Here is a 14,361-nt window from a genome sequence, read left to right as displayed (position 1 = left end):
CTCAGGCTACAAATAAAGGAGGGCAGTGCTTGGGTAAGCGGAGGTGTTCACGCTTACCAGAATTAGCGTTCACGTTTACCAGAATATGCATCAGGATATAAATCTGTGACTTGTTTTTATTTCTTCAAGTCAGATGTAAAAGACCCGGTTACCACGCTTTACGCAGGAACCGGGTCAGGGATGGAAAACTACCTGGTTATTCTTGTGATGCCTCCCGGATGCGCTCCTGCCATTGCAGATAAATGCCGGTGGCCAGGTTTTCCTTCTCGGTCATAATCACGGGTTTGTTGCTGACGGCGGTATTGGTGGCAATAACCACGTCACCGGTTGCAGCCAGACGGTCTAAGATCAGATCAGAGTCACCAACCGGGAAGTCAATGGTCAGCACCCCGCCGCTAATGCTCCAGTCCATGGCATTGTCAGTATCACCGTCCATCACCACCGTTGTATTACCAAAAGCAAATTCAACGATCATTGGATCAGCGTCATCGGTGGTACTGTCATCGTCAACGTAATACCAGGTTTTACCGGTCAGCTGCGCCGTGGTCCAGCCTGCATTGGTGAAATCAGCTTTTGACCAGGCAATCAGATCACCCGAATCAATGGGAACAGCAAAGGCATTCTCTTGAGAGACATAAAGGAACTGATCGGTTTCTGCTCCATCATTATCATTAGTAGTCAGCCGGTCACCATCCACAGAGTATGGAAAGCAAACATCAGGTCCGTTATCAGCCTTCTGGCAGGCTTGGCCCTGATAGAGAGAAGCCTCAAGAACACCTTCGTCACCAAACTCCACTTCGTTCAGACTCGCTATAAAGCGGTAGTCACTGGCAGAGCTGCCGAGCAAAAAGCTGTTCAGGTCACTGGCCGTTACTTCTGGCAGATAGTTCTGCTGGATGTTGAAGTACAGACTGCTCATCTCCGCTTCGAGGGTATCATTGGCATAGGCAATTACGCCAAGAATCTGGTCTTCTTGGGTTGAGCCTAAAATATCAAAATCGACGATACAGCTGTCTGCATCCTCAACAAAGTATTCCGTGTCAACACTCAACGGATCAGCGAAGTCACTTCGTACAATCTCAAAGCTTCTGAACAGGTTTTTGACCCGGGTTTCACAGGTGCCGCTGGTAGGCAGGCCATCAAAATACAGATCGATATCAAGATCTCCATTATCAGACCCAGGCAAGCCCAGAGTCACGGAAACCTCGCCTAATTCATAGCTGTTACCATTTTTCCGGTAGTACTGGAAATCACCATTTTCTTCCGGCATGGCGCTGGTCAGCTGGATTCTGGCTTCTGCATTGGCCTTGCTCTTAAACCAGGTCAGTGCTTCGGTTCCTTCACCAGTTTCAAAGTACTGTACCAACGTACCGTTATCGGAGGAATCAGTGAATGCAAAACTGTCATCGAGCAATGAAAGCTCAGCTGTTGAATTATCAGACCAGGTTATCTTTATCTTGCCAGACTCAACGGTGTAATTCCCGGCTGCGGTTGGCGTATCCGTACACGTCGTGCGATTGGCAGCGGTGCGAGTATTCAGGTAGGCAATGCCACCGGCAAACTGCAACGTGTCACACCATACACGAGTGTAGTCGTTTGTAATATCGCCATCACCATCATCGGAACCTCGCTCAATCTGGTACCAGACTGTGTCTTCCAGCGGGTGTGAGCCTATACCTTCTAGAATGGTCAAATTGAACTCGGCTGCAATAGTATCAGCATGTGCGCCATCACCAGCATTAACCACAAAGGACAATGGGTTATTTACAGTGTTGACTGTAGGGGTGCCGCTGAAGACCAGCTGGTTATTGTCGTAGTCAATTTCCAGTCCGGCGATATTCTCATTGACAGTAATGGTCAATTCATCGCCGTCATCATCGGTAAAAAGCCCGACAATAGAGACAGTTTGATTAACCTCGATACCTTGTTGCAGCCCAAGGTCGTTGATCACAGCCTGGATAGAATTTTTTACATCATCATCTACCATGGGCGGCGTATTGGGTGCGATAACGTTCAGGTCAAAAACGGCAGGATAGGAGCGAACGCCTTTGGCATCCCGGGCATAAACATAGATTTTGTAAGTGCCTGCGGCAGGCGGTGTTCCAGTAATAGAGCCAGAGTTTGCGTCAATTACCAGGGTAGAATCTGACTCCGAATCGATCTCCAATTCGTATGTCAAGGCATCGTTATCACCATCTTCGAACCAGTTGGCTACTGATAAAGAGAATGCATCACCCAGATTAATATTCTGGGCTGCGCTGCTCGCATTCCCGGTTACGGTTGGAAGACTGTTTGGCGTTGAAGTCACCCTACCATCATTAGCAACTGAAATAACCGGTTTGAAATCGTCAATATCGGTAGAGTCGATGGCGTCCTGCGCATCTTCCGACACCTCTTTAACAATCGCCAGCTTCTCCGTTAATGTCAGGTCAGAATCTTTGGCATCTTCCTCATACAGAATCTCAGCAATAATATTAATCGCCTTCCCTTTATCATCGCCGCTCTTCTTTGCTGCAACAAAATCCCCAAATACATCATCAGCGGTGACGCCAGTTAAACCAACAAGCTCTTCAATTACTTTATTTTTAGCTTCATCTACCGTTAAAGAATCATCCTGTTCCAGCTGCTCTACCACCAGATTGGTCAACGGGCTGACAACGGTCTCACCGGCAGGTGCTTTTAATTCGAGAGGACGTTCAACAGGGCCCTGGTCTTCATCAATCGTTTTACCGACTATGGTTTTAATACAAATCGTATTGTCCTGATACTCGATGGGAATATTCACCAGACCGCCATCACCGGTTTCTAATCCCAGATCCAGTTCACAACCATCATCAAGGTCGTTATTAGCATCTACCCACACATCGGCATTTTTCAAATACCCATCCATCGCGGTAATACTGAATGTACTGCCGGATCCTGCGCCTGAAGAGCTGTCGCCCCCACCACAACCGGTTAATACCAGGGCCGACGCCACTGCCGTGGCCAGCGCAGCAAAATTCCTTTTTATTGTTAACAAGTCCGTTATCCTAATGGTTATTTCGTTATTATTTATTTGCCACTACATTCTCTTTTTAAATGACGAATGTCGTCAAGCGTGTTCTGTAACTTTCACAAGCCCGGCAGTGATAATAAAGTATTTATTGAATGGTTCTGAATCATTCAATCTACTTCAGGACGAACGGAGTTTGGTGGCTCCAAAATGTGGAAATGATTCAAGACTATTCCTAAGCAGCTTCATGCTGCCTGCTTTCCTGCACTTTTTTTCTGACCCTGGGTTTAACCATGGGTTCAACCTTTCTTTGCTTCTCATACAGGAATTTCAATACTTCGGAACGCAGTCGTGTATATTCCGGATCCTGTGCCAGCTCCAACCGGCCCCGGGGTCTTTCCAGGTTGATCTCGAGAATCTCGCCCACCGTTGCAGCGGGGCCATTGCTCATCATCACAATACGGTCGGATAACATAACCGCTTCGTCTACGTCATGGGTGATCATGATGACGGTGTTATTCAGCTCCTGCTGGATTTCCATCAGAGAGTCCTGCATGTGGGCTCGGGTCAGGGCATCCAGGGCACCAAAGGGTTCGTCCATCAACAGGATTTCCGGCTGCATGGCCAGTGCTCTGGCAATACCCACCCGCTGTTTCATGCCGCCACTGATCTCATCCGGGCGTTTATGCATGGCGTGATCCATATGCACAAGCTGAAGGTTATGCTCAATCCATTCCTTGATCTCTGCCTTGTCTTTGGTACGGCCAAACACCTGTTTCACCGCCAGCTCAACATTTTGGTAAGCGGTCAGCCAGGGCAGGAGCGAGTGGTTCTGAAAAACCACCGCCCGGTCCGGGCCGGGCTCGGACACCTCCCGGCCATTTAAAATCACACCACCACTGCTGGCCTGCAGAAGTCCTGCGACAATATTCAATACCGTTGATTTACCGCAGCCTGAATGGCCAATCAGTGAGACAAACTCCCCTTTGGCGATTTTCAGGTCAACCCCTTTGAGTGCGGTAAAAGGGCCTTTCGGTGTATCAAACACCATATCGATATGACTGATATCCAGCAGTGTGCTCATGAGCAGGGTTCCCTTTATTAATGAGTGGCTTTGCTTTTATCCCAGGAGGCAAAACGCTGGATGGCCAGCATGGCACGATCAAGGCCAAAGCCAATCACACCAATGACGATCACGGCAACCATAATGCGTGCCAGCGAATTTGAGCTGCCATTTTGAAACTCATCCCAGACAAATTTGCCCAGCCCGGGGTTTTGAGCCAGCATTTCTGCCGCAATCAGCACCATCCAGGCAACTCCGAGGGAGAGTCGCATACCGGTAAAAATCATCGGTACCGATGCGGGCAGTACAATTTTCTGAACGTGTTTCAGGGCAGGCAATCGCAATACACGACTGACGTTTATCAAGTCACGGTCCAGGGAAGAGACACCCACCGACGTGTTAATCACCATGGGCCACAGACAGCAGAGCATCACGGTGATCATCGAATTTAAAAAAGACTTGGCTACCAGAGGATCAGGGCTGATGTAGAGTGCACTGACAACCATGGTCACCAACGGCAGCCAGGCCAGGGGGGAAACCGGTTTGAATATCTGAATGATCGGGTTCACTGCCGCATTCAGGGTTTTATTAAGACCGATGGCGATACCCAGGGGGATGGCAACCAGGGCTGCCAGCAGAAAACCACTCATTACGGTGACCAGGCTGGTAACGATCTGATCAAGAAAGGTTTCCTTGCCAGTATAGGCCCGGATTTTTGGCACATAGTCAGGGTCTTTGGCGACACGGGCAGCATTGCGTTTTTCCTGCCGCTGATAGAAGGCTTCTGCCTTTTCCCGTTCGGTGACATGCTCCTGGTAGAGGGAGCCAAACTGCTCCCACACCGCCACTGGCCCGGGAAATTTGCCCAGCGAGGTATCAATATTCTGCGCAGCGCCAGACCAGATCAGCAGAAAGACGACGATGCCAATGATGGGCATCAGTACCGTGCTGAACACTTTACCGGGATTCACCGTAATGCCCAGCCCGGCAAGAAAAGACAACGGTGATGACTTGCTCTCATTGACTGACTGACTGACAACCGAGGCATCCGTCATAATCCACTCTCCTTCACTTCCCTTAAAAAAGGTAACAGGATCAAATCCTGTCACCCTGCTTCAGACCGATGTTGAACTGGTTGATGTAGTCGTTTGGCTTTTTGCCGTTGTAGACCAGGTTGTCGATAAAGTGTGTCTGTGGATCACGGAAGCCATCTTCTGACTCGAAGTCCGGAAAGTCCTGCAACTTAACCAGTGCTTCATCCACCAGCGACAGTGCCGCTTTTTCATAGATATCCGGGCGATAGACTTTGGCAGCCAGCTCTTTGTACCACTCATCGCTCTTGTCTTCTGCAATCTGCCCCCAGCGACGCATTTGGGTGAGATACCAGATCGCATCGGAGTAATAAGGGTAAGTGGCGTTGTAGCGGAAGAACACATTGAAATCTTCTACTGGTCGTTTGTCGCCTTTCTCGTACTCAAAGGTACCGGTCATACTGTTGGCAATGACTTCATAATCAGCGCCAACATAGTTGGATTGTGACAGGATTTTCACCGCCTCAGGCCGGTTGGCATTTTCGTTGGCATCCAGCCACTGGGCTGCGCGGATCAGGGCCCGTGTCAGACGTATGGTGGTATTGGGGTACTTGTTATAAAACGCCTCGGTAATCCCGAACACCTTCTCTGGGTTGTTTTTCCAGATCTCATAATCGGTCACCACTGGCACGCCGATATTCTTGAAGACCGCCTGCTGATTCCAGGGTTCGCCGACACAGTAACCATAGATAGTGCCAGCCTCCATGGTGGATGGCATCTGTGGTGGTGGTGTGACGGAGAGCAGGGCATCGGCATCGATCTGGCCAGAGGTATCCCCTTTATGGGGCGCATAAAATCCGGGGTGAATACCACCGGCGGCCAGCCAGTAGCGAAGTTCATAATTGTGGGTAGAGACGGGAAAAACCATCCCCATATTAAACGGCTTGCCTTCAGACTGGAATTTCTCAACCACCGGTTTCAGGGCATCCGCCTTGATCGGGTGCTGAGGTCGGCCATCGGCCATTTTGGGGATATTGGGTTTCATCTGGGCCCAGATCTCATTGGACACCGTAATCCCGTTACCATTCAGGTCCATCGAGAATGGTGTAATGATATTGGCCTTGGTACCAAAGCCCATGGTGGCCGCCAGAGGCTGCCCAGCCAGCATATGGGCACCATCCAGACGCCCGTCAATCACGCCATCAAGCAGCACCTTCCAGTTTGCCTGGGCTTCGATGGTGACATAGAGCCCTTCATCTTCAAAAAAGCCCTTCTCGTAAGCAATGGCGATGGGTGCCATATCAGTCAGCTTGATAAAGCCAATGGTCAACTCTTCCTTTTCCGGATAGCCAAGCTCAAAGTCTGCCTTGGCACTGGCTTGCCCGGTGAAAGCACTCACCCCCATGACGGCACTGATGGCAGCAACCTTACCTAACTTGGCAGCCTGCTGAACCGATGCCTTCTTAAAAGGCTTGAACCACTTCATTATTCCCCTCCCCTGGATAACTGACCTCTCTGCCTTGAACTGTGATCACCGTAATCAGGCATCACTCTTTTCCGGTATCAGTCAACGCACAGAGATCGACTGCCGGTGGTTCAGCAGAAAACATGCCAAATACCAGAAAACTTGATAACCAGCTGAATTTACTAGTGTTAGCTTATTCTGGCGGACAAATACCTTGCCTGTTTAAGCCCGTAAGAAAACTTCAGAGATAGCAACAACGGTGCAGCTACATCCGCTGCATCCCAGAGCTTGCACTAATCTGGAACATCACCACCGCATGCCCCGGTTACAAACCTCTTACATTTGAGTACTGGTTTTGCCAGAGCGGAGTTGCTATAACATTTTCCAGTTATGGAACCGAAATATGGATCAGGAAACTATGTCCAGTCTGGCAAACCTCCTTGAAAACAATAACCAATGGTCCAAGTCCATTCGTGAAGAAAAGCCCGGCTTTTTTGAACAACTCTCTGAGCAGCAGGCACCCAAGTATCTCTGGATCGGGTGTGCCGACAGTCGGGTCCCTGCCAACGAAATCGTCGGCCTCCTTCCGGGCGAACTGTTTGTGCACCGAAACGTGGCCAATGTGGTGGTTCATACCGACCTGAACTGTCTGTCAGTCCTCCAATATGCTGTGGACTACCTGAAGGTAGAGCACATTATTGTGACGGGGCATTACGGCTGTGGCGGTGTGCGCGAAGCCATGAACAACTCCAAACTGGGGCTGATCGATAACTGGCTCAGGCATGTGCAGGACGTTAAGAAAAAGCACACTGAACTGCTAGAGAATGCTGGCAGTGATGATGAGCAGTTTCAGAGAATGTGTGAACTGAACGTTCTGGAGCAGGTGCTGAACGTTTGTCAGACAACCATCGTTCAGGATGCCTGGGATCGCGGCCAGAAACTGACCGTAAACAGCTGGGTTTATGGTTTGAAAGATGGTCTGGTCAGGGATCTCGGTCTGAGCGTTGGTTCCAATGAAGACATCGATGTGCAGTATCCGGCAGCGGTTGAGAGCATCGCCAGTAAGCTGGAAGGGTGATTTGCCCTTAGGAGTTGTCTGGAAATAACTTCCCTATTTTCATTGCCTGACTCCGTTCGGACTGAGCTTGTCGAAGTTCGGTGGCACGACCCTTCGACAAGCTCAGGGTGAACGGAAATCGGGAACTTATTAAAAGACAATTCCTTAACATCTGTTCTTAGGGTGGACATTAAGCTTACCCCTCCATTTTCAATGGCTTTTGAATGGAACCACGAAGGACACGAAGAGCACGAAGGAAAAGAAAATCTCTTCTTTGTGCTCTTCGTGTCCTTCGTGGTTCCATCTTTAACTTCCCGAAGAGGGGAGTAGACGCTTAATGTCTACCCTAAGAACATCTGTTGGCATCAGACGGGGGCGGGTCGCAAGGTGCATTGTGATCCGCTTTCATCGGTTCATATAATTTTCTGGCTCCTGAAATTTGCCAGCCTTCCAACGTTCATGATGATGGTATTATTAATCCCATCACATCATCGCCTCTGCCTCTTGATTATCCCTATCCTGCATCGGCCCCTCTGCTTCAACAGCTCGACTATACACGTCATCGTCATAGTAATATCCGGTATTTTTATCCACTACAGCGCCATGGTTAAAAACCCCACTGCGAATATATGGGGAGCAAGCAGCGGCAATGATGCCTATACCCGCGCCGACGGACACATCAATAACATCATGTTTGGCCGCCAGAACCCTTAGTGCCCCAGCCAGGGCTCCAAAACCCATGGCACCCGCAAAGGCAATAAGTCGCTTCCCGGCCGGTGAAGAAAGCGGCTGGTTTGAGAAGACTGCCATTTTTGACAGCAAGCGCTTGAAGGCGGGGGAAGACATCGCCGCAGTATCTATAATGTTAAGGACAACCTGCGACCAGGCAATAGCCGAAACTGACGCATGCCCCGAGGGCATGGCCTTGAAATCATCCGGATCCATACACAGATTTCCATGGATATAGTCAGGATTCAGGACATAGGGACGTTCTCTATCAATTTTCATTTTCATATAATCAACAATACCGGCGACACTTGCCACCAAGACCAGGGATTTCACCACTTCACTGGCCTCTGTACGGAACATTTTTTTCGCCAGCTCCTTGAAATTATTTTCCATACGACCCGGTTCCGGCACCTGCTCACTTGACTGTTTACCGGAATACAGCCGCGCTACGAATCTGGCAATGTGGCTGGCAAGCAGCGTCGCACAGCCACCATACAATACAACATCACTTGCCCCATCGGCCCACTCCACTTCCGGCTCAGGAAAACCCAGGTGAGGATTCGCCGACAGTGTTCCATTTCGTGAACCTGAAGGCCCCCATTCACACCCGTTAGCAGTGGGCAGGCTATTGATGATCAGTAAGGAATAAACAACAGGTACCGCAGACATCAGGCGAGTCATGAGGCGATTGCCCCCTTCCTGTGCCTGTCGGAGCCAGAGTTGGTCATCCGCCCCGGCCCGTTGCAATATAGACGTGACCCCGGATCTGAGGACAGCACCAAATCCTCTGAACTGTTTGGCATCATCAGGCTTATCAATGGACTGGTCAAAAGCGTTTTCTGAAACGTCACGACACGCTTGCAATGGTGTTGTTGAGACAATATTCATAAGCAAAGATCTAACTTTATCTGCCTACTCGTTAGTCTCGGATTGCCATCACAAAGTTCCTTGCCTGAAGCGAAAAGACTCAACCAGGATTTTTCAGCAACGGTTACGCTTTGAGACAACCTCTATGAATTCATATAGCACCAAAACACTATAATAAATTATGATATCCATTAACTAAAAAAAGCAGGGCAAACCGATGAGCAACTCTGATAAATACCCCGTACTCATGCGCCTGATGCACTGGACTGTCGGTCTTCTTATTTTGGGCATCATTGGTGCTGGCTGGTATATGGTCGGCCTGGAAGACAACGTCAGCTATAAATACGACATTTACCACTTACATAAATCCTTCGGTGTTCTGGTGATCTTCCTGTTGTTCGCCCGTCTGGTGATTCGCTGGGCCAGCAAGATTCCAAAACTACCGGACAGCATGCCGACTTATCAGAAAAAACTGGGAACACTGGTGCACTGGCTCCTCTACCTCTTTATGTTCCTGGTACCGGTGAGTGGCTACCTGATGTCTGACGCTGCCGGTCGTAAGGTGCCGCTGTTCAACCTGGTCATGCCCAGCTTCCTAGAAAAGAATCCTGAGCTGGCGGGCCGACTCCACGATATCCACGTCATTATTCCCTATGTTCTGTTGGGCATTGTGGTACTGCACATTCTGGCCACCATTAAACATCGTTACTTCGATAAGCCTGAGCATGATGTTCTGCATCGGATGCTTTAAAAGCTCCCCGGGTCAGCTCCGGTTAAGGTGCTGATCCGGGAAAACAGAAAATACGATTTCATTTGGTTAACTACTTATAATCACACCTTCTGAAACTATCGACTCTGGTATTGGTCTAAACGGTTTTAACGTGTCTAAAATTGAGGAGGATATTTTGGATACCAATGCAAAACCGCTCTCATCTGCTCCCTCTTACGAAAAGACATATCCCCCTGCCAGTGCTGCCAATAGTGGTGCAGGCAGTGCTGCCAATAGTGGTGCAGGTCTGGAAGAGCGACTGGCAAAAATTACGACATCCTGCCATCAAGTCGAGAGGAATGAATCTCACCAGCGTACTTTACCCCAAAGAGCTTTATATCCCGCTGAATGCCCACCTAAATTACCTGCAAACACTCAGTTACAGCTACTGACCTTAATTAGGGAATATCCTGATAAAGATGGGGATGCTCTTTTACACATGGCAGCGGTGCATGAAAAACTGCCAGTGGCTCAATTATGGAAAAATGCCTTACCCCAACTTTTTAACAGTGATTTAAATCAACAAAATCATTTAGGACAAACACCGTTACATGTTGCGATCTGTAATAATGACCTTCAGATGATCAGTTTTTTACTTGAAAATGGTGCCTCTGTCTTAATACATGAGGGAAGTGGTAGAACAGCCATTCATTTTGCTTGCCAGTACGGGACGATAGAAACGCTTAAACTAATACTTCAACGTATCGAACGGAGCAGCCTGCCCGCCGTTCTCAATGCAGAAACATGCAATGGGGGGTTAAATAGCCTTCTTTTTTTTGTAAGCCAACATAACCCTGTCAAGGAAGATCAGTTCCCGGTTGTTGATTTACTGATTAAATGTGGTGCAAATCCCAATCATCAGGACAAATGTTCCGGAAAAACGCTCATTCATTACCTTGCTGACCAAAATAATGTTGCACTTTATCAATACCTGCAAACCAACTACGGCTCAATAATAGACTGGCATGCTGCTCGATATGATGGAGGACGGGTTTACTTGCAGGACGGCATCTTTGTGTTTGAAAAAGAGGAGCTTTAGACGTTCAGATCAGGAACAGGCATAGAAGCCACCTCGCTTATAAGAGATGACTTCTTTACTGATTCGCCGTTTTCGCGCTGCCCGGTCAGGGATTACACTTTTGCCACTGGGCACCACGCCCTCTGCCTACTGGTTCCAGCAAGCCTTCAACGCGCATCTGCTGAACCACCTTTTTGACCAGTTCCCGACTGACCGTGGGGATTTGCAGGCAGATATCCGCAATGGAAAAAGCATGACTGGTCTGCTCAATGGCCATCTTTACCAGCTGCGATTTGGGCGCACGACTGCCCTGCCACTGCAGAGTATGAATTTTATCTTCCAGTTCATCGTAAGCCCGAATCAGGGTATTCAGGAAAAAATCGATCCATGGCATCGGATTGTGCTGCCCTTCATGCCAGCCTTTTACACTCAGCTGTAACGCCCTTTTATAGGCCTGTTCATGCTTTACCAGAACCCGCTCCAGGCTCATCAGCTGGGCCACCTGATAACCGTTAAGCGCCAGCATCATCGCCATGATCAACCAGGCGATACGGGCATTGCCATCGCTGAAAGGATGAATACAGAGAAAATCCAGGACAACCGTTGGTATCAGTAACAGCGGCTCAACCTGGTGCTGAAGCCCTTCATGGTAATAGGCAACCAGCTCTTCCATGGCCCCGGCAATGGCCCTGGCGGGCATGGTTCGATATAGAACACCGATTCTCTGCCCCTTGCTGTCCCGCTCAACAATCTCTTTATTGGTAACCCGCCAGCGTCCGCCTTCGTGGGGCACATGGGCATATAACATGGCATGCAGCTGGCGGATAAGGCTAACCGACAGGGTCATGTGTTCGCCCGGCTCAACCACCATCTCCAGGCCATCGCGGTAGCCGGCAACCTGCCTCTCAACCGGTACAGTCGGACGGTATTCCCGGTGCACCAGCTTACGAACCAGCTCTCTGGAAGCGACAATGCCATCCAACCGGCTGCTGTATTCCACAGACTCCAGTACCGCAACCTGACGGAGCGTATCCAGAACCTCCGGCTGCTGACGAATAGAGACCAGCTGGCGGCCTCTGAACTCTCCCAGTTGCCTGAACAGACCCAGCTGATAACTGCTGAAGACATAACCGGATAAATGCTGCAGTGTTTTCATACAATACGACTAAAAATATAATAGGTATTTATCGGGTACAATGCTGAGAAACAAACCGCAGCTTTAATTATTACCCATTAAATTCAGAAATTTAAGAAAAACTCATAAATAGGATATTTATTGGATAATATTTAATCAAACTCGTAAAAACACCTATCCATCAGCAGGATGGAGGTCAGACAAACACTTCAAGGGGAAATTTAAGGAAAGAGAAAGGTCGCTCGCAAAACCAACCAGATGACTTTGCGAGATCGATGGATTAAAACTTACAGACTTGAACACACATCAAATTGCACACCATGGCGTCCGGATCATTTCGACAGGATGATGCGCAAGGGTTGAATTCACCGCCCAGCTGTGTGCAGGTTTCTTCTGCCATGAACTCACACTCCTGGTGCTCTTCCAGCCAGCGGCTCCCTTCCGTAGCGATACAGGCCAGAACATTCTCAGGTCCGGTTGCGGTGATCTGGGCAGGAATAGAGCGGGTCATGCGAACATCCTTCAGGACACCTGCCTGGCTCAACGCCATCACCTGCTGCATAACGGGATCCGGGGTCATGGTGGAACCGGTAAACTGACGGGTTACGACGGCTTCCGGCTTTTCTGCATTAGCCTGCTGTGACTCCTGGGTGGATGCACAACCAGCCAGAAAAATTGCCAGCGACACCAGCATTCCAGACATGATGTTTTTCATTGGTATACCTCAATCCGACAAAAAGGGCATTTATACCGTGGGATTTGGCATTGTCCAGCCAAATCGCTGCAAAAGTTGATCAAAAACACTATCCATCGGCGCATAAAAAGCGATGGGCTTACCGGTAACCGGGTGGTTCATTGCCATGACAGAACAGTGCAACAGTAATCGGTTCGCAGCAAAGTTCTCGGCAAAATACCGATTATGGTTTCCCTTGCCGTGTTTTGCATCACCAATAACAGGATGGGCAATATGCTTCATATGCCGACGAATCTGGTGCTTGCGACCGGTTTTGGGCTTTGCCTCCACCAGCGAATAGCGGCTGCATGGGTATCGATCAATGGCTATTGGCAGCTCAACCGTCGCCAGCCGATGATATTCGGTGACCGCTTCCTGGGCAGGTTTATCCTGACGTGCCTTGCGATCGGCTATATTATCCAGTTTTTCCTTCAACGGGTGGTCAATCACACCGGACTGGGGCACATAGCCCCTGACAATGGCATGATAGATTTTACTGATCCGGCCTTCCTGAAACTGCTCACCTGCCCGTTTGGCAACTTCGGACGACAGGGCAAACACAAGCACTCCAGACGTTGGTTTATCCAGCCGGTGAAGGGGAAACACAGGTTGACCGATCTGATCCCTCAATAGCTGAATGGCAAAGCGGGTTTCATGACGATCAATCATGGAGCGGTGCACCAGCAAGCCGGAGGGTTTGTTGATAGCCACCAGCCATTGATCCTGATAGATAATATCAAGTTGTTCCGCAGGCGCTTCGATCATGCCTTTTGTCCAACAAAAAAAGTCCACAAGAATAACGGATAAATCAGAACAGTGCTGGAAAAGTGACAGTTAAAAAAAAACGATTATTTGCCGCTTATTGTCATTAACTATCCCGACACTCTTTCACTTTTCTGCTCTTTGGTCGCTATACATCTTCACTATTGCTTAACCTCTTAATAAGTAACTGGCCATATGGAATCAAATATTTCTGGCTACTTGGGCAGGTGCTATGCGAGGCACAACGGAGGAAGCATAGCCGTAGCTATGTGACCGGAGTTGTAACGAAGCACGACTGCATGGATGCAGGAGCTAGAGCAACGCAGGAGCAGTTGCCGGGAGTGCCTGAACAAGGAGTCAGAAATATTTGATTTCATATGGTTAGCTACTTAACAGGGGCTGGGAATAGGTCGTCTGCTTACTATCAACGGAGAACAACCATGAAAAAGACACTATCTGCCATCGTATCTTCTTCTGTCATTCTTTTCAGCGCCAATGCTTCAGCGGATCGGGACTATGCTGCTCAGGCCATGGAAAGACATGGCATGGAAAAACCGGTATCAATGCCTGTTATGAATATGGTGAATGCGATGAGTACCAGAGAAGCACTGGACGCTATTACGGTTCCTACAAAGCAGGAAGAGCTACAGGCCAGAATGGAAGAGCTTGCTGAAAGAAGAGAAAATTAATTTTCCTTTGACTGTATGGTTGTGGTTAATTCCTGATCACAACCATATCTC

The 14,361-nt window shown here is 49.0% G+C and carries 12 protein-coding genes; 4 read left to right on the top strand and 8 right to left on the bottom strand.

What is annotated here, in order from left to right; translation table 11 throughout:
* Positions 1-196: 196 nt before the first annotated feature.
* From ACO6VE_RS19660 to ACO6VE_RS19645, 4 genes are all read right to left on the bottom strand, one after another.
* Complete coding sequence (locus tag ACO6VE_RS19660; RefSeq protein ID WP_422462987.1) at positions 197-3,019, bottom strand: putative Ig domain-containing protein; 2,823 nt, start codon at positions 3,017-3,019, stop codon at positions 197-199.
* 208 nt (positions 3,020-3,227) lie between these two features.
* On the bottom strand, positions 3,228-4,076 hold the full coding sequence (locus ACO6VE_RS19655) for an ABC transporter ATP-binding protein (RefSeq protein ID WP_422462985.1): 849 nt from the start codon (positions 4,074-4,076) through the stop codon (positions 3,228-3,230).
* A gap of 17 nt (positions 4,077-4,093) precedes the next feature.
* On the bottom strand, positions 4,094-5,110 hold the full coding sequence (locus ACO6VE_RS19650; RefSeq protein WP_422462983.1) for an ABC transporter permease: 1,017 nt from the start codon (positions 5,108-5,110) through the stop codon (positions 4,094-4,096).
* Between the two features lie 40 nt (positions 5,111-5,150).
* Complete coding sequence (locus tag ACO6VE_RS19645; protein WP_422444746.1) at positions 5,151-6,491, bottom strand: CmpA/NrtA family ABC transporter substrate-binding protein; 1,341 nt, start codon at positions 6,489-6,491, stop codon at positions 5,151-5,153.
* A 463-nt stretch (positions 6,492-6,954) separates the two neighbouring features.
* Between ACO6VE_RS19645 and can the strand changes: the two genes are divergently transcribed.
* Positions 6,955-7,629 carry a carbonate dehydratase gene (can, locus tag ACO6VE_RS19640; RefSeq protein WP_422444624.1) on the top strand — a complete coding sequence of 225 codons (675 nt, stop codon included), beginning with the start codon at positions 6,955-6,957 and terminating at the stop codon, positions 7,627-7,629.
* A 462-nt stretch (positions 7,630-8,091) separates the two neighbouring features.
* On the opposite strand, the gene ACO6VE_RS19635 is transcribed toward can, so the two are convergent.
* Positions 8,092-9,225 (bottom strand): phosphatase PAP2 family protein, encoded by a 1,134-nt coding sequence (locus ACO6VE_RS19635; RefSeq protein ID WP_422444622.1) that lies wholly within the window; start codon positions 9,223-9,225, stop codon positions 8,092-8,094.
* A 196-nt stretch (positions 9,226-9,421) separates the two neighbouring features.
* On the opposite strand from ACO6VE_RS19635, the gene ACO6VE_RS19630 reads away from it, so the two are divergent.
* Both ACO6VE_RS19630 and ACO6VE_RS19625 read left to right on the top strand, forming a co-directional pair.
* Positions 9,422-9,955, top strand: coding sequence for a cytochrome b (locus ACO6VE_RS19630; protein WP_101749222.1), 534 nt, complete (start codon positions 9,422-9,424; stop codon positions 9,953-9,955).
* Between the two features lie 154 nt (positions 9,956-10,109).
* Entirely contained in the window at positions 10,110-11,012 is a 903-nt protein-coding gene (locus ACO6VE_RS19625; protein WP_422444620.1) for an ankyrin repeat domain-containing protein, read from the top strand.
* 85 nt (positions 11,013-11,097) lie between these two features.
* On the opposite strand, the gene ACO6VE_RS19620 is transcribed toward ACO6VE_RS19625, so the two are convergent.
* The 3 genes from ACO6VE_RS19620 to truC all read right to left on the bottom strand — a co-directional run bounded on the left by ACO6VE_RS19620 (position 11,098) and on the right by truC (position 13,624).
* Positions 11,098-12,147: a Fic family protein gene (locus ACO6VE_RS19620; protein ID WP_422444618.1), complete on the bottom strand. Its 1,050-nt coding sequence runs from the start codon at positions 12,145-12,147 to the stop codon at positions 11,098-11,100.
* 259 nt (positions 12,148-12,406) lie between these two features.
* A complete protein-coding gene (locus ACO6VE_RS19615) occupies positions 12,407-12,841 on the bottom strand; it encodes a hypothetical protein (protein ID WP_422444616.1) in 435 nt (144 codons plus the stop codon).
* 30 nt (positions 12,842-12,871) lie between these two features.
* Positions 12,872-13,624, bottom strand: coding sequence for a tRNA pseudouridine(65) synthase TruC (gene truC / locus ACO6VE_RS19610; RefSeq protein ID WP_422444614.1), 753 nt, complete (start codon positions 13,622-13,624; stop codon positions 12,872-12,874).
* Between the two features lie 437 nt (positions 13,625-14,061).
* On the opposite strand from truC, the gene ACO6VE_RS19605 reads away from it, so the two are divergent.
* A complete protein-coding gene (locus ACO6VE_RS19605; RefSeq protein ID WP_422444612.1) occupies positions 14,062-14,310 on the top strand; it encodes a hypothetical protein in 249 nt (82 codons plus the stop codon).
* The last annotated feature ends 51 nt before the right edge of the window (positions 14,311-14,361 follow it).

It is taken from the genome of Endozoicomonas sp. ALB115, from assembly GCF_049310245.1.
Classification (GTDB): domain Bacteria; phylum Pseudomonadota; class Gammaproteobacteria; order Pseudomonadales; family Endozoicomonadaceae; genus Endozoicomonas.
This window is presented reverse-complemented; position numbering and strand designations above follow the sequence as displayed.